18 protein-coding genes are annotated in these 23,912 nt (G+C 67.9%); 9 read left to right on the top strand and 9 right to left on the bottom strand.

The annotated features are described in order from the left end of the window. Nucleotides 1-6: 6 nt before the first annotated feature. From ABWW33_RS08145 to ABWW33_RS08135, 3 genes are all read left to right on the top strand, one after another. Entirely contained in the window at nt 7-2,241 is a 2,235-nt protein-coding gene (locus ABWW33_RS08145) for a TonB-dependent receptor (protein WP_353400746.1), read from the top strand. Continuing rightward, complete coding sequence (locus tag ABWW33_RS08140; RefSeq protein WP_353400744.1) at nt 2,241-3,953, top strand: alkaline phosphatase family protein; 1,713 nt, start codon at nt 2,241-2,243, stop codon at nt 3,951-3,953. Before ABWW33_RS08145 ends, ABWW33_RS08140 begins: the two co-directional genes overlap by 1 nt. A 66-nt stretch (nt 3,954-4,019) precedes the next feature. Beyond that, complete coding sequence (locus tag ABWW33_RS08135) at nt 4,020-5,720, top strand: methyl-accepting chemotaxis protein (RefSeq protein WP_353400742.1); 1,701 nt, start codon at nt 4,020-4,022, stop codon at nt 5,718-5,720. On the opposite strand, the gene ABWW33_RS08130 is transcribed toward ABWW33_RS08135, so the two are convergent. Then, the gene (locus tag ABWW33_RS08130) at nt 5,717-5,899 is read right to left on the bottom strand and encodes an oxidoreductase-like domain-containing protein (RefSeq protein ID WP_353400741.1); all 183 of its coding nucleotides are present in this window, start codon (nt 5,897-5,899) and stop codon (nt 5,717-5,719) included. The genes ABWW33_RS08135 and ABWW33_RS08130 overlap by 4 nt on opposite strands. 6 nt (nt 5,900-5,905) lie before the next feature. Next, nucleotides 5,906-8,989: a diguanylate cyclase gene (locus tag ABWW33_RS08125; protein ID WP_353400739.1), complete on the bottom strand. Its 3,084-nt coding sequence runs from the start codon at nt 8,987-8,989 to the stop codon at nt 5,906-5,908. Nucleotides 8,990-9,264: 275 nt separating this feature from the next. On the opposite strand from ABWW33_RS08125, the gene ABWW33_RS08120 reads away from it, so the two are divergent. Further along, the gene (locus tag ABWW33_RS08120; protein WP_353400737.1) at nt 9,265-10,833 is read left to right on the top strand and encodes a DEAD/DEAH box helicase; all 1,569 of its coding nucleotides are present in this window, start codon (nt 9,265-9,267) and stop codon (nt 10,831-10,833) included. Nucleotides 10,834-10,870: 37 nt separating this feature from the next. On the opposite strand, the gene ABWW33_RS08115 is transcribed toward ABWW33_RS08120, so the two are convergent. Beyond that, nucleotides 10,871-12,022, bottom strand: coding sequence for an acyltransferase family protein (locus ABWW33_RS08115; protein WP_353400735.1), 1,152 nt, complete (start codon nt 12,020-12,022; stop codon nt 10,871-10,873). A gap of 97 nt (nt 12,023-12,119) precedes the next feature. Continuing rightward, complete coding sequence (locus ABWW33_RS08110) at nt 12,120-12,968, bottom strand: class I SAM-dependent methyltransferase (protein WP_353400733.1); 849 nt, start codon at nt 12,966-12,968, stop codon at nt 12,120-12,122. A 132-nt stretch (nt 12,969-13,100) separates the two neighbouring features. On the opposite strand from ABWW33_RS08110, the gene ABWW33_RS08105 reads away from it, so the two are divergent. Genes ABWW33_RS08105 through ABWW33_RS08095 form a run of 3 tightly spaced genes read left to right on the top strand, consistent with a single transcriptional unit; the run spans nt 13,101 to nt 16,226 of the window. After that, complete coding sequence (locus ABWW33_RS08105) at nt 13,101-14,063, top strand: glycosyltransferase family 2 protein (protein ID WP_353400731.1); 963 nt, start codon at nt 13,101-13,103, stop codon at nt 14,061-14,063. Beyond that, complete coding sequence (locus ABWW33_RS08100; RefSeq protein WP_353400729.1) at nt 14,060-14,476, top strand: GtrA family protein; 417 nt, start codon at nt 14,060-14,062, stop codon at nt 14,474-14,476. The genes ABWW33_RS08105 and ABWW33_RS08100 overlap by 4 nt, the downstream gene beginning before the upstream one ends. 25 nt (nt 14,477-14,501) lie before the next feature. After that, entirely contained in the window at nt 14,502-16,226 is a 1,725-nt protein-coding gene (locus tag ABWW33_RS08095) for a hypothetical protein (protein WP_353400728.1), read from the top strand. Nucleotides 16,227-16,238: 12 nt separating this feature from the next. Here ABWW33_RS08095 and ABWW33_RS08090 read toward each other — a convergent pair whose 3' ends face one another. From ABWW33_RS08090 to ABWW33_RS08075, 4 genes are all read right to left on the bottom strand, one after another. Beyond that, complete coding sequence (locus ABWW33_RS08090; protein ID WP_353400727.1) at nt 16,239-18,332, bottom strand: DUF7024 domain-containing protein; 2,094 nt, start codon at nt 18,330-18,332, stop codon at nt 16,239-16,241. A gap of 7 nt (nt 18,333-18,339) precedes the next feature. Next, a complete protein-coding gene (locus tag ABWW33_RS08085; RefSeq protein WP_353400725.1) occupies nt 18,340-18,723 on the bottom strand; it encodes a GtrA family protein in 384 nt (127 codons plus the stop codon). Further along, entirely contained in the window at nt 18,716-19,702 is a 987-nt protein-coding gene (locus tag ABWW33_RS08080) for a glycosyltransferase family 2 protein (protein WP_353400724.1), read from the bottom strand. The genes ABWW33_RS08085 and ABWW33_RS08080 overlap by 8 nt, the downstream gene beginning before the upstream one ends. A 90-nt stretch (nt 19,703-19,792) precedes the next feature. Then, nucleotides 19,793-19,963 (bottom strand): hypothetical protein, encoded by a 171-nt coding sequence (locus ABWW33_RS08075; RefSeq protein WP_353400722.1) that lies wholly within the window; start codon nt 19,961-19,963, stop codon nt 19,793-19,795. Here ABWW33_RS08075 and ABWW33_RS08070 point away from each other — a divergent pair. After that, the gene (locus tag ABWW33_RS08070; protein ID WP_353400720.1) at nt 19,962-21,371 is read left to right on the top strand and encodes an MBOAT family O-acyltransferase; all 1,410 of its coding nucleotides are present in this window, start codon (nt 19,962-19,964) and stop codon (nt 21,369-21,371) included. The two genes, ABWW33_RS08075 and ABWW33_RS08070, sit on opposite strands and share 2 nt — an antisense overlap. Then, nucleotides 21,371-22,579, top strand: a complete 1,209-nt coding sequence (locus tag ABWW33_RS08065) for an alginate O-acetyltransferase AlgX-related protein (RefSeq protein WP_353400719.1) — start codon at nt 21,371-21,373, stop codon at nt 22,577-22,579. Before ABWW33_RS08070 ends, ABWW33_RS08065 begins: the two co-directional genes overlap by 1 nt. A 46-nt stretch (nt 22,580-22,625) precedes the next feature. Here ABWW33_RS08065 and ABWW33_RS08060 read toward each other — a convergent pair. Further along, the coding region (locus tag ABWW33_RS08060) for a glycosyltransferase family 4 protein (protein ID WP_353400717.1) at nt 22,626-23,912 on the bottom strand (1,287 nt) is incomplete at its 5' end.

Here is a 23,912-nt window from a genome sequence, read left to right as displayed (position 1 = left end):
ACAATCATGCAACAGCGCTTCCCTTTGAAACCTTTGTGCCTGGTGGTACTGCAAACCTTGGCTTTCCACGCTTACGCAACGGACGCGGCCGACGACAGCTCGGTCGCCGGCGCCATCGTCGGTCCGGTACAAACGGTGGAAATCACCGGCCGCGGCCAGTCGCGCCAGGTGCAGAACATCAACAAGGCCGATCTGGCCGAAGCGCTGCCGGGCACCAGCCCGTTGAAGGTGCTGGAAAAACTGCCGGGCGTGAACTTCCAGTCCTCCGACCCGTTCGGCGCCTATGAATGGTCGACCCGCTTCAGCATCCGCGGCTTCAACCAGAACCAGCTGGGCTTCACGCTGGACGGCATCCCGCTCGGCGACATGAGCTACGGTAACAACAACGGCCTGCACATCAGCCGCGCCGTCTCGTCGGAAAACATCGGCAGCGTGTCGGTGTCGCAGGGCGCCGGCTCGGTCGGCACCGCGTCGACCAGCAACCTGGGCGGCACCGTGCAATTCTTCACGCTGGCGCCGACCGACGAGCGCGGCCTGACCTTCGCGCAAACCTTCGGCAGCGATTCGACCTCGCGCACCTTCGCCCGCGTCGATACCGGCCTGATCAACGGCGCGGTCAAGGCCTTCATCAGCGGCACCCGCCAGCGCACCGACAAGACCAAGGGCGCCGGCGGCCAGGACCAGGACCAGCTGAACTCGCGCTTCGTGTTCAACTTCGGCGAAAACAGCCTGACCGGCTTCGTCAACTACTCCGACCGCCGCGAAGTCGACTACCAGGACGTGTCGCTGGAAATGGTGCGCCGCCTGGGCTACGGCTGGGACAACTACCAGCCGGACTGGCAGCGCGCGGTCAATGCCGCCAAGGGCATCTACACCGGCGGCGTCAACAGCCTGGACGACGCCTACTACTCGGCCGGCGGCCTGCGCAAGGACACCATCGGCGGCCTGACGCTGGACCTGCACCTGACCCCGTCGCTCGACCTGAAGACCACGCTCTACCACCATGACAACGACGGCCAGGGCCACTGGTACACCCCGTACGTGGCGACCGACGCCGCCAATCCGATCTCGCTGCGCACCACCGAATACTCGATCGGCCGCGACGGCGTCACCAGCGACCTGAGCTGGGAACTGGGCAACCACACCATCACCGCCGGCGTCTGGGGCGAGCGCAGCAACCACACCGTCAGCCGCAACTACTACGGCGTGACCGGTCCGGCCGACACCATGTATTTCCTGGCCAATCCGTTCCGCACCGACTTCAAGCAGAACTTCATCACCACCACCTCGCAGTACTACCTGGCCGACACCGTCAGCGCCATGGACGGCAAGCTGAAGTTCAACGCCGGCTTCAAGGCGATGGACGTCGACATCAAGGCCACCAACATCGTCGGCACCCGCGCCGCCGGCGACCTGGACGCGCAGAAGAAATTCCTGCCGCAGGCCGGCGTCAACTACGCCATCAGCGCCGACGACGAGGTGTTCGCTTCCGCATCGAAAAACATGCGCGCGCACCAGCCCGGCGTGTCCGGTCCGTTCTCGCAGACCCAGGTCGCCTACAACGCCGGCAAGGCCAACCTGAAGCCGGAAACCTCGGTCAACGTCGACCTCGGCTACCGCTTCAAGCGCGCCGACATCCAGGGGTCGCTGGCTGTCTACAGCGCCAATTTCGACGACCGCCAGCTGAGCGTGGCCACCTGCGCCGGCATCGTCGGTTGCCCGTCGACCTTTGTCAACGTCGGCAAGGTCGACACCAAGGGCGTCGAAGCGATCGCCGTGTGGAAGTTCAACCGCGAAATCAGCTGGTTCAACTCGTACACCTTCAACGATTCCAAGTACAAGTCGAACTACATGGACGGCAGCACCCTGGTGGCCGTCAGCGGCAAGACCGTGGTCGATGCGCCGCGCAACCTGTTCAACACCGAAGCGTCGTATGAAAGCGGCACCTGGTTCGCCCGCGTCGGCGGCAAGTACACCGGCAAGCGCTACTACACCTACCTGAACGACGGCGGCGTGCCATCGTTCTGGCTGGCCAACCTGTCGGCCGGCTACAAGATGAAGAACCTGGGCGTGCTGAAAGACCTGTCGCTGCAAGTGAACGTCACCAACCTGTTCGACAAGCAGTACATCAGCACCATCGGTTCCAACGGCTTCCAGGCCAGCGACCCGACCGGCACCGCGCAAACGCTGCTGACCGGCGCGCCGCGCCAGCTGTTCGTCACCTTGAACGGCAAGCTGTAATGCGCCGCCTCGCGCTGGCCTGCTGCGGTGCCCTGATATCCTCGGCCGCCGCAGCGGCCGGTGCGAGCACAACGCCTATCGAGCACGTCATCGTGCTGGTGGGCGAAAATCGCACGTTTGACAACCTGTACGGCGTGTACCAGCCGCGCAAGGGACAGACGGTGTCCAACCTGTTGTCGAAGAAAATCGTCAACAAGGACGGCACGCCGGGTCCGCGCTTTGCCGACGCGGCCCAGAAGCTGGGCCTGTCCGCCGGCGCCTACACGCCGACGCCGGAATTCAACGGCGTCTACGGCGTCCTGCCGCAGCCTTGGGCCGGCGGCGCCTTCGGCCAGCGCCAGGACGTGCCGGACGCGCGCTTCCCGTCCAACCTGCCCAACGGTCCGTTCCAGATCACCCACCACGTCAGCTACGGCGCCCACACGGGCGACCCGACGCACCGCTTCTTCCAGATGTGGCAGCAGGTCGACGGCGGCAAGAACGATTACTTCGTCTGGGTGGCCGACCAGACCGGTCCCGGCCCCAGCAATCCCTATCCGACGCCGATGACGCCGGGCAAGACGCTGCAGGGCGGCGTGGCGATGGGCTTCTACAATATGTCCACCGGCGACGCGCCGCTGTTCAGGCGCCTGGCCGACCAGTACGCGATCGCCGACAACTACCACCAGCCCATCATGGGCGGCACCACCGCCAACTACTTCGCGCTGGCGACGGCCGACGTCGGCTACTACACGGAAAACGGCCAGGCCGCCGTGCCGCCGGCCAAGCTGATCGAGAATCCCGACGCCCAGCCCGGCACCAACAACTGGTACACCGAGGACGGCTATCGCGGCGGCACCTACGTCAACTGCGCCGACCCGGAACAGCCCGGCGTGGCCGGCATCCGCGCCCTGCTGGCCGGCCTGCCTTACCGCGCCTTCAACGACGGCAACTGCGCGCCCGGCCACTACTACATGGTCAACAACCTCGATCCGGCGTACGCGCCGTCGGGCGAGCCGCTGCCGCTGGGCCCGGACAAGTTCCTGCTGCCGCCGCAGTCGATGCCGCACATCGGCGACGCGATGACGGCCGGCGGCGTGTCGTGGAAGTGGTATAGCGGCGGCCGCAACGACGGCAAGAAGCTCGACAAGGAATACTGCGGCATGTGCGACACGCCGACCTTCTTCAGCTCGACGATGAACGGACCGGACAAGGACAAGCTGGTCGACCTGATGCAGTTCTATATCGACGTCAAGGACGCCGCCAGCTTCCCGGCGGTGGCGGTGATCGCCCCGTACGACAGCGTCTCCGGCCATCCCGGCTATGCGATGGAAACCAGCTTCGACGAACTGGTGGCCGGCGTCATGGAGCGGGTCAAGGCCAATCCTGCGCTGTGGAAGAGCACGGCGATCCTGGTCACCTTCGACGAGGGCGGCGGCTACTACGATTCAGGCTATGTGCAGGCGATCGATTTCTTCGGCGACGGCACGCGCATCCCGCTGATCGCCATTTCGCCGTGGGCCAAAAAAGGCGCGGTCGACCACACCTACTACGATCACGCGTCGATCGCCAAGTTCATCGAGCGCAACTGGTCGCTGCCGCCGATCTCGCCGCGCAGCCGCGACAACCTGCCCAACCCGGTGCACGGCAAGGCCGACCCGTACGTGCCGGTCAACCGTCCGGCCATCGGCGATTTGATGAATTTGTTTGACTTTTCCAACGCCCGTCGCTGACATTGTTGCCCCGCGCTCCACAACGCTGCATACTGACTGACCCAGTGCCGCGTTGAGGAGATCGCCATGAAATGGTTTTATGACCTGAAAATCGCCACCAAGCTGATCGTTTCCTTTGGCGCGGTCCTGGCGCTGACGCTGGCGATGGGCATCAGCGGCATCGTCTCGATGGCGCGCGTCAACCAGTCCTCCACCGACCTGGCGGAAAACTGGATGCCCAGCGTGCGCGCCGTGCTGGAGCTGCGCGCGGACGTCGGCGACTACCGCCGCTGGGAGCTGGCCCACCTGCTCAACGACGATGAAAAAGGCATGGCCGGCTACGAGAAGCGCATGGACGACACCATGGCCACGCTGAAGGCCCATCGCGCCGGCTACGAAAAGCTGATCTCCAGCCCGCAGGAAAAAGCGCTGGCCGGCGAATTCGATGCCGGCTGGACCTCGTTCATGGCCGAGCACGCCAAGATGATGACGCTGTCGCGCGCCAACCAGAAAGTCGAGGCGCGCGCCGTGGCCAGCGGCCAGTCGGCCAAGTTCCTCAGCGACATGACGGCTGCCGTCAACAAGCTGGTCAAACTCAATACCGACGGCGGCAACGCCGCCAGCGAGCTTGCCACCACCACCTACAACAGCGCCCGCACGACGGCCATAGTGTTCCTTGTGCTGAGCATCGGCATCGGCATGGCGCTGGCGATGTGGGTGGCGCGCATCGTTTCGGCGCCGCTGCGGGAGGCGGTGTCGCTGGCGCGCGGCGTGGCCGACGGCGACCTGACCCGCAGCATCGACGTCAGGTCCGCCTGCGAAACGGGGCAGTTGATGCAGGCGCTGAAGGACATGACCAGCAACCTGCAGGGCCTGGTCAGCCAGGTGCGCAGCGGCACGGATACCATCGCCACGGCGTCGTCGCAGATCGCCAGCGGCAACCAGGATCTGTCGTCGCGCACCGAGGAACAGGCCAGTTCGCTTGAAGAAACGGCGTCGTCGATGGAAGAGCTGACCAGCACCGTCAAGCAAAACGCCGACAACGCGCGCCAGGCCAACCAGCTGGCGCAGTCGGCCTCCGGCATCGCGGTCAAGGGCGGCGACGTGGTGGAGCGGGTGGTGGTGACGATGGCATCCATCAACGAATCGTCGCGCAAGATCGTCGACATCATTTCCGTCATCGACGGCATCGCGTTCCAGACCAATATCCTGGCGCTGAACGCGGCAGTCGAGGCGGCGCGCGCGGGCGAGCAGGGCAGGGGATTCGCCGTGGTCGCCAGCGAGGTGCGCAACCTGGCCCAGCGCTCGGCGGCGGCGGCCAAGGACATCAAGCAGCTGATCGGCGATTCGGTCGAGAAGGTGGATGCAGGCTCGCAGCTGGTCGGCCAGGCGGGCGCGACGATGGGCGAGATCGTCAGCAGCATCACCCGGGTGACCGACATCATGAGCGAGATCACGGCGGCCAGCACGGAGCAGAGTCATGGCATCGAGCAGGTCAACACCGCGATCGTGCAGATGGACCAGGTGACGCAGCAAAACGCGGCGCTGGTGGAGCAGGCCGCGGCGGCTGCCGAGTCGATGCAGGAGCAGGCGGCCAGGCTGAGCGAGGTGGTCAGCGTGTTCAAGCTGCTGGCGAGCAGCACGGCGCAGCCGCCATCCGCGCCGCGCCGCAAGCCGGCGGCTGTGCCAGCGAAGGCTGTCACGCGCGCCGCGACGGCCGTGGTCAGGCCCGCGCTGAAGAACCCGGTCAAGCAAAGCGTGGCCGGCGACGATTGGGAAACCTTCTAGGCGCCGCCCGGCTGGCGCTCCCGCCAGGCCTTGAGCGCCGCGTGGTAGCGCTCCAGCTCATCCTGGTACATGTCCTCGACGCAGAAGGTGCAGCCGCTGTGGCAGCAGTCGCCCGGCTGCGGCGGCTGCGGCGGCACCGGCATCGGATCGTCGGCCGCCGGCGTGGTCTGCCCGTCCATTCCCGCCTACTCCTCCGCGATGGCCAGCAGCGCCATGTTGCGGCCCTTTTCCTTGGCGCGGTACAAGGCACGGTCGGCCGCCTGCACCAGCAGTTCCGGCGAGCTGTCCTCGGTTGGCACCATCACCGCCACGCCGACGCTGATCGTCAGATGCCCGAACGGCGACTGCTGGTGCGGCATCTTGCGGCGCGCCAGCTCGGCGCAGATTTCCTCAGCGATGCCGAAGGCGTCGGCCGTGTCGGTGGCCGCCGCCAGCAGCGCGAATTCCTCGCCGCCGTAGCGCGCCACCAGGTCGCTGGTGCGGCGGCCGTGCGCGGTGATCAGTTCGGCCACCGTGCGCAGCGCCGCGTCGCCGGCCTGGTGGCCGTAATGGTCGTTGTACTTCTTGAAGTAGTCGACGTCCAGCATCAGCAGCGCCACCGCCTGGCCGGTGCGCGCGGCGCGGCGCCATTCGGCTTCCAGCGCCAGGTCGAAACCGCGGCGGTTGCTGACGCCGGTCAGGCCGTCGGTGGTGCTCAGCGCGGCCAGCTTGCGGTTCGATTCCTCCAGCTCGCCGGTGCGCGCGGCCACCAGCTGCTCCAGCTTGGCTTGGGTGCGCGTCAGGCGGGCGATGCGGATCTTGTAGGCCAGCAGCAGCGAGCCGAGCACCAGCGCGGCCGCGCCGGCGCGGAACCACCAGCGCTGCCAGAACGGCGGCGTGATCGTGATGCGCAGGGTGGCCGGCTCGGGATTCCACACGCCCAGGTGGTTGGCGGCCTTGACCCGGAACACGTAGTGGCCGGGATTGAGGTTGGTGTAGCTGGCGCTGCGGTGCGCGGCGTCGGTCTCGACCCAGTCACGGTCGAAGCCCTGCAGCTGGTAGGCATAGCGGTTCTCGGCCGGCTCGGTGTAGTGCAGCGCGGCGAATTCCAGCGAGAACACCGACGCCTGCGACGACAAGGTCAGCGCGGTCGGCGACGTCACCGGCCCCTCGGCCTTGACGTTCTCGCCCGGCTTGCCGTCCTGCAGCGAGTGGTTGAACACGGTGATGTCGGTGATCGCCACCTGCGGCGCGACCGAGCTCGAGCGCACGGCGCCCGGCGTCACCGCCGTCATGCCGTGCACGCCGCCGAAGTACAGCACGCCCTTGGCGTCCATCGACGAGGAGTTGACGGTGAAGCCCTCGGTCAGGCCGTCCGACGCGGAGAAATGGCTGACCTGGCCGGTGGCCGGGTCGAGGCGGTACAGGCCGGCGATGGTGCTGCACCAGATCTTGCCGTCGAGGTCGTGCTCGATGGCGAGGATCTTGGGCGCACGCATGGCCGCCGCGTAGGATTTGAAACGGACCGTGCCGTCCGGCTTGAACACCACCAGGTTCAGGCCCTTGCTGGTGCCGACCCAGACCCGGCCCTGGCCATCCTCGTGCAGGCTGGCGATGTTGTCGTCGCTGAGACTGGCCGTATCGTTGCCGGCGTGGCGGAAATGGCGGAACTTGCCGCTGGCCGGGTCCAGCAGGTCGAGGCCGCCGCCGTTCCATTCCGAGCCGGCCCAGACGCGGCCGGCCTTGTCCTCCAGCACGGCGGAGGTGCCGTTGACGCTGCGCGTGGTCGGGTCCTGGGCGTCGTTGTAATAGATCTTGCGGGCGTCGGTCTTGATCTCGTAGCGGATCAGGCTGTTGCCGGTGGCCAGCCACAGCACGCCGCCGGCGCCGGGCGCGATGGCGTTGATGTAGTCGCTGGCGGTGTTGCCGAAGTGGATCACCTGGAACGGGCTGTCCGGCGTGTCCAGGCGGTTCAGGCCGTTCGACGTGCCCAGCCACAGCGGGCCCTTGCCCTCGTCGTCCTGGTACATGCTGTAGACGATGGAATGGCTCAGCTTGCCCGGCGTCTTGTCGTCGGCGTGGTAGCTGCGCACCACGGTGCTGGTGGCCGGGTCGTACAAGCTCATGCCGACATTGCCGCCGAGCCAGACGCGGCCGCCCGGCGCGCGGGCCAGGCTCAGCAGCGCGTTGCTGGCCGGCGCCGAGCGGCTGTCGATGCGGAACGGCACGTGGCGGGTGAAGCCCTCGCTCGACAGGTTGGCCAGGCTGATGCCGTCGGTGAAGGAGGCGATCCACAGCATGCCGCCGCGGTCCTGCATGACGGCGCGCAGGTTGTCGCCGGGCAGGCTGTAGGGGTCGTCGGCCGCGTGCACGAACTGGTCGAACTCGCCGGTCGATTCGTTCCAGCGCAGCAGGCCGGCCGACAGGGTGGTGCACCACAGGGTGCCCTTGTTGTCGATGTTGAAGTTGGTGATGCGGCTGTACGGCGAGGGCACGGCCTTGCGCGTGTCCCAGTCGCTCTTGCCGTCCCAGCGGATGACGCCGGACTCGGTGCCTATCCACAGCGCGCCGGTGTTGTCGAACTGCAGCGCGCGGACGATGTTGACGCGCGCGTCCGGCTTGGTGGCCGGGTCGACCTGGTGGTGCTGGAATGTGGTGGCGCCGGGCGCCAGGTAGTCCAGCCCGCCGGGCCAGGTGCCGATCCAGACGCCGCCCCTGGCGTCCAGCGCCAGCGCGTTCAGGTCGTTGCTGGCCAGGCTGCCCGGGTCGGCCTCGTCATGGGCGTAGACGGTGAACTTGCCGGTGTTGGGATTGAAGTGCTGCAGGCCGCCCCAGCTGCCGACCCACATGCCGTCCTTGCCGTCGGAAATGATGTTCTTGATGATGCGGTGGTTCTTCGGCGCCTTGCCCGGCGGCGCGAACAGCGTGAAGTTGTTGCTCTCCGGGTTGAAGCGGGCCAGGCCGTTCTGGGTGCCGGCCCAGATGCGGCCCTGCTTGTCCTCGTAGATGGCCGACACGCGGTCGTGCGGCAGGCTGGCCGGGTCGTTGGGGTTGTTGATGTACTTGACCGCCTGGTAGCCGTTGTAGCGGTACAGGCCGTTGGTGTGGGTGCCGACCCACACGAAGCCTTTGCGGTCCTGCATCAGCGACAGCATCGACGGCTCGTCGCCGCCCAGCGGCCCCAGCTTCTTGAAGCGCAGCGACGGCGCCGGCGTGGCCTGGGAGAACAGCGAAATCAGCAACAGGAATAGCGGCAGGAAGCGGCGTAGAACCGGCAAGAGCGGGGGCATGTGGGGATTTCCGATGGCGTGCAGTTTCTGTACAGAATGGCTATTATACATGCCATTGATGCAATTGATTCCGTATATAAGTGCTGGTTTTTAGCGCAGTTGCCCCGATTTAGGGTATAGTTTACGGCGCTCATTGTATCCTGCTGTGGCCGCGCTGCCGCCCCGTCAGTCCTTCCGCACTTCCTCCAAGTTGTAGCTCCGTCCGGGCGGGCAGCGCACAATACGTCGTTAATTGAAGAAAGCTTGGCTGTCCGCTGCGGGCCGCCGCACACATTATGTCCGAAACCGAGATCATCACCCCGTCCGTTCCCGCGCCAGCCGCCGAAGCCCCAGCCGTGGCCGAACCTGCCGCCGAACCTGCCGTGGCCGCCGCGCCTGCCGAACCAGTCGTCGCCCAAGTCCGCTTTGCCGATTTCGGCCTGTCGCCGGACATCCTGCGCGCGCTGACCGGCCAGGGCTATGTGCACCCGACGCCGATCCAGGCGCAGGCGATTCCCGTGCTGCTGCAGGGGCGCGACGTCATGGGCGCGGCCCAGACCGGCACCGGCAAGACCGCCGGCTTCGCGCTGCCCATCATCCAGATGCTGCTGGCCCACGCCAGCACCAGCACCTCGCCGGCGCGCCACCCGGTGCGCGCGCTGATCCTGACCCCGACCCGCGAACTGGCGGTGCAGGTGGCCGAGAACGTCAAGGCCTACGCCCAGCACACGCCGCTGCGCTCGACCGTGGTGTTCGGCGGCATGGACATGAAGGGCCAGACCGTGATCCTGAAGGCCGGCGTCGAGATCGTCATCGCCACCCCGGGCCGCCTGCTGGACCACGTCGAACAAAAGAACATCAGCCTGGGCCAGGTGCAGATGCTGGTCATGGACGAAGCCGACCGCATGCTCGACATGGGCTTCCTGCCGGACCTGCAGCGCATCATCAACCTGCTGCCGGCCAAGCGCCAGAACCTGATGTTCTCGGCCACGTTCTCGCCCGAGATCAAGAAACTGGCCAACACCTTCCTCAGCAACCCGGTGACGATCGAAGTGGCGCGCAGCAACCAGACCGCCGACAAGGTCACCCAGGTGGTGTACAAGGTGCCGGAAAACCAGAAGCACGCCTTGACCGCCCACCTGCTGCGCCAGCGCGAGCTGAAGCAGGTGATCATCTTCTCCAACACCAAGATCGGCGCCTCGCGCCTGGCCAAGGGACTGGAGCAGGAGGGCATGAAGGCGGTCGCCATCCACGGCGACAAGACGCAGCAGGAGCGCATGGCCGCGCTGGAATCGTTCAAGAAGGGCGAGATCGACATCCTGGTCGCCACCGACGTCGCCGCGCGCGGCCTCGACATCACCGACCTGCCGTGCGTGATCAACTACGACCTGCCGTACAACGCCGAAGACTATGTGCACCGCATCGGCCGCACCGGCCGCGCCGGCGCCTCCGGCGACGCCATCTCGATCTATTCGGACAAGGACGAGCGCCTGCTGACCGACATCGAGAAACTGATCAAGCAATCCATCCGCCGCGGCGAGCTGGACGGCTTCAACCCGGCGCCGTCGTACGGCGGCGACGAGCGCGGCGAACGCCGTCCGCGCCGCGACGAAGCGCCGCGCGGCGCCTCGTCGTCGGCCGGCCGTCCATCCGACCGTGGCGACCGGGGCGACCGTCCCGCGCCGCGCGCCGCCGGCGCCTCCTCGTACGGCTCGCGCCGCGAGAAGGTCGACCCGTGGTTCCTCAAGCCTTACGAACCGGCCAAGGCCGCCGCGCCGGCGCCGTCGGTCACGCTGGGCGGCGCGGCCGCGTCCAAGCCCAAGCAGAAGATCGCCTTCCTGCTGGGCGGCGCGCCCAAGCAGTAAAACGAAAACCGGCCTGGCCGGTTTTTTTTCGCCGGCCTCAGGCCCTGCGTGCTTGCCGGACCGTCGCCGCCCCGGCCGGCTGCACCGGCGGCCGTTTCGCTATCAGCCCGAGCAGGTGATTGCGCACGATGTTCGACAGCCCTTGCTCCAGGTAATGGTGCGACAGCGCCGCCAGCGACAGCGCGCACGCGGTCGACAGCACGACGTACGACCAGCTGTGATACAGGCTCTCAAGGCCCGCCATCTGCAGTCCCCGCAGCACCAGTCCCTGCGCGATCAGGTGGAACAGGTACAGCGAATAGGAAACCGAACCGAGCCAGAGGCAAGGCGCCGGCACGCGGATCTGGACGGTCTTGCTGGCCACGGCCATCGCCAGCACCAGCAGCGCCATCGGCCAGCCGTAGTTGGTCGGCCCGTTGCCCGACACTGCCAGGCTGTACACCGCGCACAGCGCGAACGCCGCAGCCAATCCCAGCATATGCCGGGCCACCTGGCGGCTGCGCACGCGCAGCCAGTGTTGCCGGTACAGCCAGCCGATCAGCACGCCCGCCAGGAACTCCAGCACGAAGGGGCTGGTGACGATGCTCAGGTAGGCGATGGCATAGCCGGGGTCGCGGCTGACGTTCATGTCGACGCCGCGCCGTCCCAGCGGCAACAGGATCACTGTCAGCAGCACCCAGGCGCCCAGCACCGCCCAGCGCCAGCGCTTGAACAGCATGCTGGCGGCAAAGCTCAGGTAGAAATACATTTCAAACAGCAGCGTCCAGGCCACCGGCAGCGTCAGCGCGAAATACGGCGCCTTGCGCGGATCGGCCGGCAGCATGCCCAGCGTATGCCAGAAGGCCAGCCGGTTGGCGGCGGCGTGGAAATACTCGATGCCGCCGCCCAGCACGAACACCGAGGCCAGCGTCGCCACCGCGTAGGCCGGCCACACGCGGGCCCAGCGCTTGATGAGGAAGCGCGCCGCGTCGCCCGGGCCGCCGTCGGACCCGGCGGTCGAGTGAAACATGATGACGCCGCTGATGATGAAGAACAGGTCGACGCCCATGCCGCCAGGTCCCAGCAGCGCATCGGCCAGCGGCCAGCTTGGCGTGTCCAGCAGCGCATACCTGGCATGGGTTAGCACCACCAGCAGCGCGGCAACGCCGCGCAGCAGCTGGATCCAGTGCAGGTTTCTATCGTGGTTCATGACGGGCGTTGACTTTCGGTTTGCGAGCGGGCCGCCATTCTAACCGCTGGGCGGCGCCACAAACTCTCCAAATGTCACCGGCGCGCGGGCCGCCGGGTCAGGTGCGGCGGAATACGCACAGCACGATGTCGCTGCGGAACGCGCGCAGCACCGGGATCGCCAGCAGGATGGCCACATACTGCGCGTACAGCGCCACTGCACTGCGCTTGCCGGCGCAGCGCAGGCGCGCCAGCAGGCCGGCGGCGCGCAGCGCCGGCAGCTCGGCGTTGCGCTGCAAGGCGAAGCCCTGCTGGCCGACCAGCGCCGCCAGATTGTCCGGCTCGAAATAATGCACGTGCGGCGACGGCAGGCCCTTTTGCCACAGGCGCTCGAACGGGCCGCGCCATCCCAGCCGCGCGAACAGCTTGGACAGCCGGTAGAACAGGCCGCGGCTGCTGGGCAGGTTGAGGATCAGGATGCCGTTCTGCGTCAGCCGCTCGCGGCAGGCCGCCAGCGCCGACTTGATGTCGGGAATGTGCTCGATGACGTCGTTGAACACGATGACGTCGAACCGCTCGTCGGCCTGCAGCGCATCGGGAAAATAGCCCTGGCGCACCGGCAGTCCCTTGGCCGCGGTGGCGTTGGCCACCGCGGTGTCCGGCTCCATGCCCAGCACCTCGAAGCTGGGCATGGCCGCTTCCAGGAACCAGCCGTGGGCGCTGCCGACGTCGAGCAGCTTGCCGCCGGGCGGTGTCAGCTGCAGCGCGCAGTTGACGATGGTCTTGAAATTTTCCAGCCGCAGCGCTTTCAGGCCGGCCTCGCGGTCGGCCTCGTTCAGCTGGGTGTGGGCGTCGGCGTCGTTGATCGTGGGCTGCAGCGCCGCGCTTTCATAACCGCAGTTGGGGCAGCTGCGGTGCCAGGAGGATAGACCGGGGGCGGTGGCGTGACTGCATACTAGGCATTTCATAACGGCTCCAGGCGACAAGCGGGGATGGCTGCGGAAGATCGCCATGAAATATATGGCAAGATTGCCGCGAAGGCCAGAGATTTCTGCGGCGGTGTCCGCTGCCATGGTTCTCATGTACAATTTCGCGTCCCCATGCTACGACAGATCCAATTGACTACCGCCGCCCATCACCGCATCGCCATCGTGGTACCGTGCTACAACGAGGCGTTGACCATCGCCGCCATCGTGCGCGACTTCAACGCCTGCCTGCCCGGCGCGCCGGTCTATGTGTTCGACAACAATTCCAGCGACGACACGCAGGCGGTGGCGCGCGGCGCCGGCGCCATCGTGCGCAGCGTGCGCCAGCAGGGCAAGGGCAATGTGATCCGCCGCATGTTTGCCGACGTGGATGCCGACGTCTACGTCATGGTCGACGGCGACGACACCTACGACGCCGGCATGGCGCCGCAGATGGTGCGCCAGCTGCTCGACGAGGGCCTCGACATGCTGGTCGGCACCCGCCATACCGACGAACAGGAAGCCTACCGCTTCGGCCACCGCTTCGGCAACCGCCTGCTGACCGGCTGCGTCGCCGCCGTGTTCGGCAACACCTTCACCGACATGCTGTCGGGTTACCGCATCTTCTCGCGCCGCTACGCCAAGTCCTTTGCCGCCCATTCGGCCGGCTTCGAAACCGAAACCGAGCTGACGGTGCACGCGCTGGAGCTGCGCATGCCGGTGGCCGAGGTGCCGACGCGCTACAAGTCGCGGCCGGAAGGTTCGGTCAGCAAGCTGAACACCTATCGCGACGGCGTGCGCATCCTGTGGATGATCGTCAAGCTGTTCAAGAACGAGAAGCCGTTGCCGTTCTTCGCCATCGGCGCCGGCGCCAGCGCGCTGCTGGCGCTGGTGCTGGCCGAACCGCTGCTGGCCACCTACCTCGCCACCGGCCTGGTGCCGCGCCTGCCGACGGCCGTGCTGTGCACCGGCCTGGTCATGCTGAGCGTGCTGTCGCTGTCATGCGGACTGATACTCGACACCGTCACCAAGGGCCGCATCGAACAAAAGCGCTTTGCCTACCTGGCCGTGCCGGCGCCGGCGCCGCATGACGCATGATTAAGCGGCAGACCCGCACCCAGCTGCTGCGCTTTGCCGGCGCCGGCCTGGCCGGCCTGGCCGCGGACGTGCTGGTGCTGTACCTGGCGCTGGCGCTGGGCACCGGCTTCCACGCCGGCCGCCTGCTGTCGTTCCTGTCGGCGGTGTGGGTGACCTGGCAGATCAACCGCCGCTACACCTTCGACGCCGTCGACGCCTCGCCGTGGCGCCAGTGGTGGCGCTACCTGGGCGCGATGGCCTTCGGCGGCGCCGTCAACTATGCCGTGTCGGCCGCCGTCATGGCGCTGCTGGCGCACTGGCCGGCGGCGGCGCCGCTGCTGCCGGCCGCACCGTTGCTGGCGGTGTGCTGCGGCACGCTGGCCGGCCTGGTGCTGAACTTCCTGAGCGCCAAATTCCTCGTCTTTCAACGCTGATACTACAGCCCATCAACTACTGCCCATGATTATGTTGTCGCGCCCGTTTAACGCCCTGTCCGCCGTTGCGGCACGATACTGGAGCCTGCTCGATACGCAGCAGGCGGCCCGCCGCGCGGCCTGGCTGCTGCCGTTGCTGTTCGGCCTGCTGTCGCTGGCGCTGGGCCAGGACGACAACTGGGACTTGCGCAACTATCACCTGTACAACCCGTACGCGCTGGTCAACGGCAAGCTGGGCGTGGACCTGGCGCCGGGCCAGTGGCAGAGCTACTTCAATCCCACGCTGGACCTGGTTTATTACGGCCTGATGCGGGCGTTGCCGGCGCCGCTGGGCGGCTTCGTCATGGGGGCGCTGCACGGCCTGAACGCGCTGCTGGTGCTGGCTATCGCGCGCCGCCTGCTGGCGGCGGCTGCGCCAGCAGCAACGCCGGCCACCCCGGCCATCCGCGCGCCGCTGCTGCTGGCGCTGGCGGGCTGCATGGGCTGCGCCTTCTTCAGCCAGCTGGGCAATTCGATGGGCGACAACCTGACCGCGCTGTCCGTGCTGGGCGCGCTGCTGCTGACGTTGCGCCACTGGCAGGCGCTGGCGCAGGCACAGGCGCGCGGCCTGGCGCTGGCGTTGCTGGCCGGCCTGGCGATGGGCGTCGGCACCGGCCTCAAGCTGACCAACGCCACCTATGCGCTGGCGCTGTGCGTGGCGCTGCTGATGCTGCCGGGCGGCTGGTGGCGCGCCGTGTCGCGCGCGTTCGTGTTCGGCGCCGGCGTGTTGGCCGGCATCGCGCTGACGGCCGGCCACTGGTACTGGCGCATGTGGCAGCAGTTCGGCAATCCGTTGTTCCCGCAATTTAACGACATCTTCCACGCGCCGCTGGCCGCGCCGATCGGCATCGGCGACACCCACTGGCTGCCCCAGGGCTGGACCGAAAAGCTGCTGTGGCCCATCATCTTCGCGCTGCATCCGGAACGGGTGACCGAGATCCGCATGCGCTTGCTGCTGTGGCCGCTGCTCTACCTGGGCTTCGTGCTGCTGGGCGTGGCGGCCTGGCGTGGCTGGCGCGCCCGCCGCGCCGGCGCCGGCGCCGCGCAGCTGCCGCCGCAGGCGCGCTTTGTGCTGGCGTTCTTCGTGTTGTCCTACCTGGGCTGGCAGGCGCTGTTCAGCATCTACCGCTACCTGGTGCCGCTGGAGCTGCTGGCGCCGCTGGTGCTGTGGCTGCTGGCGCACCGGCTGCTGGCGCCGCTGGCCGCCCGCCGCGTGGCCGGCGGCGCCGTGCTGCTGGCCGTGCTGCTGGCCCTGCCGACCCCGCACTGGGGCCGCGCGCGCTGGAGCGCCGAGGCGTTCCGGGTGCAGACGCCGCCCATGGTCCATCCCGAGCGTAGCCTGGTGCTGACCACGCAGGCGCCGGTCGGCTGGTACACGGCAGGTTTCCCGGCGCCGCTGGCGTTTGTCTCGATCAGCGGGGGCTTCCCGGGTTCGGCGCTGTATGATCAGCGTGTGGCGGCGATGATGGCCGACCGCGGCGGACCGTTCTATGTGCTGCTGACCTCGATCCAGCAGGACCCGGCGGAAAAGCCGCGCGCCGAACGCCGGCGCCAGGGCGAGGAAGCCGACGCCGCGGTGCGCGCCGAGGCGGCCGTGATACTGGAGCGCCACGGCCTGATGCTGGATCCGGCCACTGGCTGCCGGGTGTACCCGGCCTACATCGGCCGCAACTACCTGCCTTACCAGTTCTGCGCGGTGATCAGGAAATAAGGGCCGCCGCGGTCAAGGCTGGGGCAGGGGCTGGCGCGGCGCGGCCGCATCGATCACTTCCATGCTGTACAGGCCGACGCCCAGCTTGCGCTGGTCGCCGCCGTATCCCAGGTCGTGCGGCGAGGTCGGCTGCGGCACCTTGATCGTGATGACGCGCACGCTGCCGTCGGTGTCGAAGCGCAGGTCCTGGACGCCATGCTTGCCGTCGGCGCGCAGCGCCACCGTCTGGCCGCCGGCCGTCACCGGGATGTCCTGGCCGGCGTTCGGGCCGTAGCCCGCCACGTCCAGGCGCAGCAGCAGTTTTTTCGGCAACGGCCGGTCGAACGTCAGCGTCACCTGGCCGCCCTCGGACCAGCGGCCCCAATCCTCGATGCCCGACAAGCCGGTGCTGCGCATGCTGTCGTCCTCGGTCTCGGCGAAGCGGTGCAGCTTGGCGTCGGCCGGTGGCTTGACGCGCGCCAGCGTGTACTCGCGCAGGCCGCTGTGGCGCACTGCGCCCTCCGGCAACGGATAATCGCCGACCACCAGCAGCCAGCCGTTCGGGTAGGGCAGCGACGCCAGCGTGATCGGCTGGCCGTGCGGCAGCTGCAGCAGGGCGACGTTGGTGTTGTCGAGGAAGAAGCGGCTCTTGAACAGGTTGAGGATGTCGTCGCCGACGATGGTCAGGCGGCTGGCCTCGGCCGGCGTCAGGTAGTGGTGCGCGAACAGGCCGGCCTTGACCCAGGCGTCCGGCCGCTGCGCCATGCGGGCGTACAGGTTGACGTTGGCGCCGGAAACCACCAGCGCCACCGGCGTGCAGATGTAGACAAACAGCTGCGCCGCCTTGCGCGGGCGGGCGATCCACAGCAGCACCGCCGCCAGGCTGAAGCCGATCAGCGCCTGGTAGCTGCCGGGGTCGTGGATCATGCCGAACAGCGACGGGCTGTCGATGTGGTTGGGGGTGTAGAACGGGATCAGGTAGCGGCAGGCGGCGCCCATGACCAGCAGCAGCGGCACGGCGACCAGCAGCCTGGCGCGCCAGCCCGGGCCGGCGCGCGACGGCGCCAGCTGGACGCCGGCCAGTATCAGCAACAGCGGCAGCGTGAAGTCGTAGTAGCGCATGTGCAGGCGCACGCCGCTTTCGGCGCCGCCGCCGGCCACCAGCGCCGTAAACAGCGCCGTCACCGCCACCAGCGACGGGATCATCAGCGCCGCGTAGGCCAGCAGCGTGCTGCTGCCGCGCGCCGCGACACCGCGCTGGGCGCGGCTGATGCAGTGCTGTGCGGCGGCCGCCAGCGGCATGCCGAACATCAGCGCCAGCGCCATCAGGTGGCCTTCCAGGTTGGTCAGCGCCAGCCGCAACAGCACGCCCAGGCCGGGCCGGGTCTGCGCCTGGTTGGCGTACATGGTGCCCAGCAGGTACAGGCCCTGGCGGCCGGCGTACAGGTAGCCGACCGTGAAGCGCACCGCGGCCGCCGTCAACAGCGCCACCGCCACCAGCAGCAGCGCCTGGCGCAGCCAGTGGCGGCCGCCGGCCGCGCCGCGCCGGGCGAAGGCGGCGTAGACCAGGTACACCAGGTAGCCGGGCAGCAGGAACAGGCCGTGCACCTTGACCAGGGCCAGCAGGCCGAGCAGGGCGGAACTGATGGCCACCGCGCGCACGCCCGCGCGGCCGTGGCCGCGCAGCACGCTCCAGCTGAACAGCCAGAAACCCCAGAAATACATCGCTTCCGGCATGAAGTAGGCGGTATAGGTGTTGCTGGGCGCCAGCGCCGCCAGCACGGCGACGACGGCCGCCGCCTGGCGCGTCATGTATTGGCGGGCGATCAGGTAGATCAGCGGGGCGGCGCCGACCACGAAGGCGGCGTTGATCAGGCGCGCGCATTCCAGGTAGCCGTCGCCGCAGGCGCTGGTCAGGCCGTACACCGTGTAGTACAGGTAGTTCGGGATCAGCGTCTCGCGGAACGGCATCAGCCTTGCGAAACTGCTGTAGGTCCATTCGTCGCCGAACACGGTCGGGTACATGCCGACGTTGCGCAGCGTCATGTAGCCGAAGACGGCCAGCAGCGCGGCCAGGAACATGGCCGCCATCGGCGGCGTGGGGAGGGTGCGTTTGAAGAGGGTCATGCTCGAGTCAGTCCCGTTTGAAGATCCAGTATTTACCCAGCGCATAGCCGTTGGCGGCGATCAGCGGCAGCGCCAGCAGCTTGCCCGCCAACGGCAGGCCGAACAGCGTGTTGGCGCCGCTGACGCAGCCCAGCGTCAGCAGGTAGTTCAGTCCCACCACGCACAGGTAGCGCAGGAAGGCGGAGCCGCCGCCGCCGTCGCGGAAGGTGAGCTTGGCATGGAAGGCGTAGTTCACCAGCAGCCCGGCCGCGAAGCCGCCGCTGGTGGCGGCCAGCACGCCGGCGCCTGCGGTGAGCAGCAGCTGCAGCAGGCCGATGTCGACCAGCGCGCTGAGCACGCCGCCGCTGACATACAGCAGGAACTGGCGCGTCAGGAAGGTCCGCTTAAGCATGGCGGCGCGCCGGCAGGCTGCGTTTCTGCAGCGGGCGGCGCGGCACGGAGGCGATGTCGTAAGCCAGGAAGGCCAGCAGCAGTTGGGTGCCCATCAGGATCGGCATGGCCGACAGCATGACGGTGCCGGCCGGCGTCGGCACCCCGGCGCGGGCCGAGTCGATCCAGTGCACGCCGCCGTAGACCGTGCCCAGCACCACCATCAGCGTTCCCAGCGGCAGCTCGATCGAGGCCAGCGACATATTGCGCAGGTAGTAGTTGTAGAACACCCGCTTGAAGAAGTTGCGCACGTGCTTGGCCATGAACTCGGTGACGATCTTGGAGATCTTCAGGTTGCTGACCTCGTCGCCGTAGACGGCGTCCATCGGCACGTCGTGCACCACGGCGCCCAGCGTGTTGAGGCGGAACAGCATGTCGGTCTCGAAGAAGTAGCGCCGGCTGATCTTGCCGAACGGCAGGTGGCGCGCGGCGTCGCGGTGGATCGCGGTATAGCCGTTGGTGGGGTCGAACAAGTCCCAGTAACCGGACGACAGCTTGGTCAGCAGCGACAGCATGGCGTTGCCGAACAGGCGCATCGGCGGCATGCTGCCGATCTGCTCCAGGTCGAAGAAGCGGTTGCCCTTGGTATAGTCGGCCTCGCCGGCCACGATGGGGGCGATGAAGGCCGGGATCAGCGCCGGATCCATCTGGCCGTCGCCGTCGACCTTGACCATGATGTCGGCGCCGTCGGCGATGGCGGCCTGGTAGCCGGTCATGACGGCGCCGCCGACGCCCTGGTTTTCCTCGTGCATCAGCACCACCACGCGCGGGTCGGTGTTATGGCTGCGCACGAAAGCGCCCGACTGGTCGGGGCATCGGTCGTCGACCACGTAGATGCGGTCCACCTCGGGGCCGATCGCGGCCAGCACGCCGAGGATGTGGCGGGTCACCTTATAGCTGGGAATGACGACGGCGATGGAGGGGGCTTTGGTTGGCTGCATAGGGTTCGATAATGTGTGGCGCAAGCGGTGGGGGGCTGTACGGTAAGTGGCAGCCCGGCGGGCGGCAAGCGTCGTTACAGCCCGTTACATTTAAGGCAAGTATAGTTGGACGTGATTATACGGCAGGTCTGAGATAATGTTCACCACAGCAATTTTTTCGTCCTGCTGGCGGCGCGCCGGGGGTTTTGGTTTATGATAGCCCCCCTTTGTTATATAAATGCCATTGCAGCGATTGCGGCCGGTCTCTTCGAGGTTATTCATGGTTTTCAGTTCCGCCACGTTCTTATTCTATTTTTTCCCCTTGTTCCTGTTTTTATATTACCTGTTGCCGTGGAAAAACGGCGTGCTGCTGGTCGGCAGCCTGCTGTTCTACGCCTGGGGCGAGCCGCGCTTCGTGCCGCTGCTGCTGGCGTCGGCGCTGCTGAACTACGGGGTCGGCTGGCTGATCAACGCCGCGCGGGGCGCGCGCCGCCGCCAGGCCATGCTGGCGCTGGGCGTGGCGGCCAACCTGGCGTTCCTGATGTATTACAAATACATCGGCTTCTTCGCCGGCGTGCTCAACCAGCTGGCGCTGCCGTTCGGCCACAGCGTGACGGTGCCGGCCGTGGTGCTGCCGCTGGGGATTTCGTTCTTCACCTTCCAGGGCATTTCCTACCTGATCGACCTGTACCGCCGCGACATCGAGGTGCAGAGCAGCTTCTGGCGCTTCGCCATGTACAAGGCCATGTTCCCGCAGCTGATCGCCGGGCCGATCGTGCGCTACCGCCAGATCGCCCACGAGATCGAGCACCGTGACCTGCCCAACGCGCGCATCTGGGCCGGCTTCCGCCAGTTCGTCGTCGGCCTCGCGCAGAAGATGCTGATCGCCAATACCGTGGCGCTGTCGGCCGACCGCCTGTTCGCCCAGGACCCGGCCCAGCTGACCGCCGCCGGCGCCTGGATCGGCATCGCCTGCTACACGATCCAGATCCTGTTCGACTTCGGCGGCTATTCCAACATGGCGATCGGCATCGGCCACATGCTCGGCTTCAGCTACCCGCCCAACTTCCAGCGGCCGTACGCGTCGCTGTCGATGACGGAATTCTGGCGCCGCTGGCACATCAGCCTGTCTTCGTGGTTCCGCGACTACCTGTACATCCCGCTGGGCGGCAACCGCCATGGCCCGCTGCGCACCTACCTGAACCTGGGGCTGGTGTTCCTGTTGTGCGGCCTGTGGCATGGCGCCGCCTGGACCTTCGTGATCTGGGGCCTGTGGCACGGCGCCCTGCTGGTGCTCGAGCGGCTGGGCCTGGGCGCGGCGCTGGCCAGGCTGCCGCCGCTGCTGGCGCAAGCCTACACGCTGCTGATGGTGATGCTGGGCTGGGTGTTCTTCCGCGCCGACAGCGTGCCGCACGCGCTGTCCTTCCTGCGCACCATGGCCGGCCTGCAGGACGCGGCGGCCACGCCGCATCCGTGGCAGATCGACTTCACCGTCTCGTCGGCCACGGCGCTGGTGCTCGGCACGCTGATCGCCACCGTGCGCCTGACGCCGCAAACGCTGCGCAGCCGCGCGGCGGCGCTGCTGCAGGCGGCGCCGCTGCGGTCGGCGGCGCTGGTCGCGGCGTTCCTGCTGTGCGTGCTGAACATGGCCGCCGGCACCTATAACCCGTTTATTTATTTCCGTTTCTGATGATGACGTCCTCACTCCCCACCAGTCCGCTGCGCCGCCATGCGGCCAAGATCGCGCTGGTCGCGCTGCTGTCCATCCCGGCCATCGTCGGCGCCATGCGCGCCGTGGCCGACAGCCGCGGCGAGAACCGCGTGCTGGCCTCGCTGCCGGACCGGCCCACCGACTGGCCCGCCACGCTGGCGCTGCCGGCCAAGCTCGACGCCTGGATCAACGACAACTTCGGTTTCCGCGGCGCGCTGCTGCGCGCCCACAACAGGCTGCGCTACCGGCTGTTCCATGAGTTCCCGTCGATCCAGGTGACGGCCGGCCGCCACGGCCGCATGTTCCTGACCTCGCACAACCTCAACTCGCCGCCGTATTCGGCGGTGACGTCGGTGTGCGCCGGCGACGGCGTGGTGCGCGCCGGCACGCCGGAATACATCAACCGCCTGTTCCGCGATTTCCATGCCCAGGGCCTGGATCCGCGCATGATCATCGTGCCGTCCGGGCCGGTGGTGCAGTACCAGGATTTGCCGCAATGGATCTCGGCGCGCTGCGCCTCGACCGACACGCCGATGGCCAGGCTGTTGCGCGGCAACGAGCTCGATCCGCTGGTGCGCCGGTCGACCATCTATCCGCTCACGGAAATGCGCGAGATCAGCACCCGCAAGATGGTGTTCCCGAAGCACTGGTTCCACTGGAACGGTCCGGGCCTGGACGAGGTGGCGCAGCTGACGCTGCCGATGTGGGGCAAGCCGCTCGGCACGCCGGCGCCGGCGTTCGGCGTGGTCAAGACCGAGTTCCGCTCGGACGTGCACAATCTGTTCGAGGGGCTGAACCTGATGGGGACCGTGGAGGAGGCCGATTTCGCGGCGGCCGGCGTCGAGTCCTGCTACGGCGGCCGCTGCTTCCCGGAATTCAAGGAATACGCGGAGACGCTGTACGACATTTCGCGCTTCCGCAATCCCAAGGCGCCCAAGCGCCGGCTGGTGATGCTGACCGATTCCTTCGGCTCCAAGATCTCCGGCTGGTATGCGCGCTACTATTCGGAAGTCGAGCAGGTGGCGACCAACAACATCTCGCAGCTGAGCACGGACCAGATCCGGCGCCTGAAGGAGTACCTGTTCCGCGACCGCGAGAACATGGACTTGCTGATCCTGTACCACGACGGCGGCGCCACCACGGGCACCTTGCAATACGGGCTGGAACGCTTCCACGAAAAGCCCTGAACGGGCGCCGCCGGGACCGGCGGTCCCGGCGGCCTCGAGATCGGCGTCAAGCGCCGTCGCGCCGCCCCTGCAGCACGGCCAGCAGCTCGGCCGCGTTGTCGGCCCAGGTCTGCCACGGCATGCCGGCCGACGACGGCGCCTTGCCCTGCGCATCGAGCGCCAGCCACTCGCGCACGGCTTCGGCCAGCGCGGCGCCGTCGGCGCCGTCGAAATAGTGCGCATGCGCCCCCGCCACTTCGCGGAACACCGGCAGCGCGCGCGCCAGCAGCGGCAGCTGGTGGCTGGCCGCCTCGATCAGCGGCAGGCCGAAGCCTTCCCCTTCGCTCGGCACCAGCAGGCAGGCGCAATCGCGGTACAGCTGCCGCAGCGCGTCGTCATCCAGGCCCTGCAGCCAGAACAGCCGCTTGCCCAGCTGCGGGTGCTGCCGCAGGCGCTGCACGATCAGCGGAATGGTGCGGCGCTCCTGCGCCGGCAGCGGCTTCCAGCCCTCGGCGCCGACGATCACCAGGTTGGCCTGCACGCCCCCGGCCCATAGTTGCTCGAAGGCGTCGAGCGCCTGCAGATGGCCCTTGCGCGGCTCGATCGTGCCCACCATCAGGAAACTCGGCAGTTCGGCAAAGCGCGCCAGCTCGGCGTTCGGCGCGGCCGGCGCGCCGCCGGCGGCGCCGATGTCGGCGCCGTGGTGCAGCACCGCCAGCTTAGGCGGCACGGCGTCGGCGTCCTGCTGCCGCAGCCACTGGCGCAATTCCTGGCGCACCGCGTCGGAGATGCAGATCACGCGGTCGGCCTGGGCGGCGATGCAGGCCAGCCAGCCGCCGTGGGTCAGCGCGGCGCCGGACGGGAAGAACTCCGGCCGCAGCACCGGCAGCAGGTCGTGCACCAGGAAATTGACGTGCACGCCGCGCGCGCGCCAGTGCGCGTACAGGCCGGCCCGGGCCGCGGCCACCACCGCGCCCGGCGAGTAGTCGGCGCTGTAGAACACGTCGCCGGCGCTGGTGTCGGCCACCGCGTCCTGCAGCTCGGTGGCGATGCCCAGCAGTTGCGCCGTGTAGCGGCGCGCGTAGCGGTAGTGCCAGCGGCCGCCTTCGTCGCTCAGGTACACCGGCTCCACGCGCCAGCCGGGCAGCGGCTCGCGCAGCAGCTCGGCCACCTGGGTGCGCACCACCCGCTCGATGCCGGTCTTCAGGTCGTGGCGGGCGATCGCGGTGACGTCGACCAGCAGCTGGCGCGGCAGCGTGGCGTCCGGCGCGCGGGCGATGGCCGCGGCCAGCTGCTGCAGCGCGGCGTCGTCGGCCGGCAGGTCGTCGCGCGCGGCCAGCGCCCGCAGCAGCGC

Source organism: Duganella hordei, assembly GCF_040369125.1.
In the GTDB taxonomy this organism is placed as follows: Bacteria; Pseudomonadota; Gammaproteobacteria; order Burkholderiales; family Burkholderiaceae_D; genus Rugamonas; species Rugamonas hordei.
This window is presented reverse-complemented; position numbering and strand designations above follow the sequence as displayed.

Coding starts and splice junctions, on each gene's coding strand:
- ABWW33_RS08065 (WP_353400719.1), top strand. CDS start 21,371: ATGATGACGTCCTCACTCCCCACCAGTCCGCTGCGCCGCCATGCGGCC.
- ABWW33_RS08075 (WP_353400722.1), bottom strand. CDS start 19,963: ATGAATAACCTCGAAGAGACCGGCCGCAATCGCTGCAATGGCATTTAT.
- ABWW33_RS08120 (WP_353400737.1), top strand. CDS start 9,265: ATGTCCGAAACCGAGATCATCACCCCGTCCGTTCCCGCGCCAGCCGCC.
- ABWW33_RS08080 (WP_353400724.1), bottom strand. CDS start 19,702: ATGCAGCCAACCAAAGCCCCCTCCATCGCCGTCGTCATTCCCAGCTAT.
- ABWW33_RS08095 (WP_353400728.1), top strand. CDS start 14,502: ATGATTATGTTGTCGCGCCCGTTTAACGCCCTGTCCGCCGTTGCGGCA.
- ABWW33_RS08090 (WP_353400727.1), bottom strand. CDS start 18,332: ATGACCCTCTTCAAACGCACCCTCCCCACGCCGCCGATGGCGGCCATG.
- ABWW33_RS08125 (WP_353400739.1), bottom strand. CDS start 8,989: ATGCCCCCGCTCTTGCCGGTTCTACGCCGCTTCCTGCCGCTATTCCTG.
- ABWW33_RS08135 (WP_353400742.1), top strand. CDS start 4,020: ATGAAATGGTTTTATGACCTGAAAATCGCCACCAAGCTGATCGTTTCC.
- ABWW33_RS08115 (WP_353400735.1), bottom strand. CDS start 12,022: ATGAACCACGATAGAAACCTGCACTGGATCCAGCTGCTGCGCGGCGTT.
- ABWW33_RS08100 (WP_353400729.1), top strand. CDS start 14,060: ATGATTAAGCGGCAGACCCGCACCCAGCTGCTGCGCTTTGCCGGCGCC.
- ABWW33_RS08145 (WP_353400746.1), top strand. CDS start 7: ATGCAACAGCGCTTCCCTTTGAAACCTTTGTGCCTGGTGGTACTGCAA.
- ABWW33_RS08110 (WP_353400733.1), bottom strand. CDS start 12,968: ATGAAATGCCTAGTATGCAGTCACGCCACCGCCCCCGGTCTATCCTCC.
- ABWW33_RS08085 (WP_353400725.1), bottom strand. CDS start 18,723: ATGCTTAAGCGGACCTTCCTGACGCGCCAGTTCCTGCTGTATGTCAGC.
- ABWW33_RS08140 (WP_353400744.1), top strand. CDS start 2,241: ATGCGCCGCCTCGCGCTGGCCTGCTGCGGTGCCCTGATATCCTCGGCC.
- ABWW33_RS08105 (WP_353400731.1), top strand. CDS start 13,101: ATGCTACGACAGATCCAATTGACTACCGCCGCCCATCACCGCATCGCC.
- ABWW33_RS08130 (WP_353400741.1), bottom strand. CDS start 5,899: ATGGACGGGCAGACCACGCCGGCGGCCGACGATCCGATGCCGGTGCCG.
- ABWW33_RS08070 (WP_353400720.1), top strand. CDS start 19,962: ATGGTTTTCAGTTCCGCCACGTTCTTATTCTATTTTTTCCCCTTGTTC.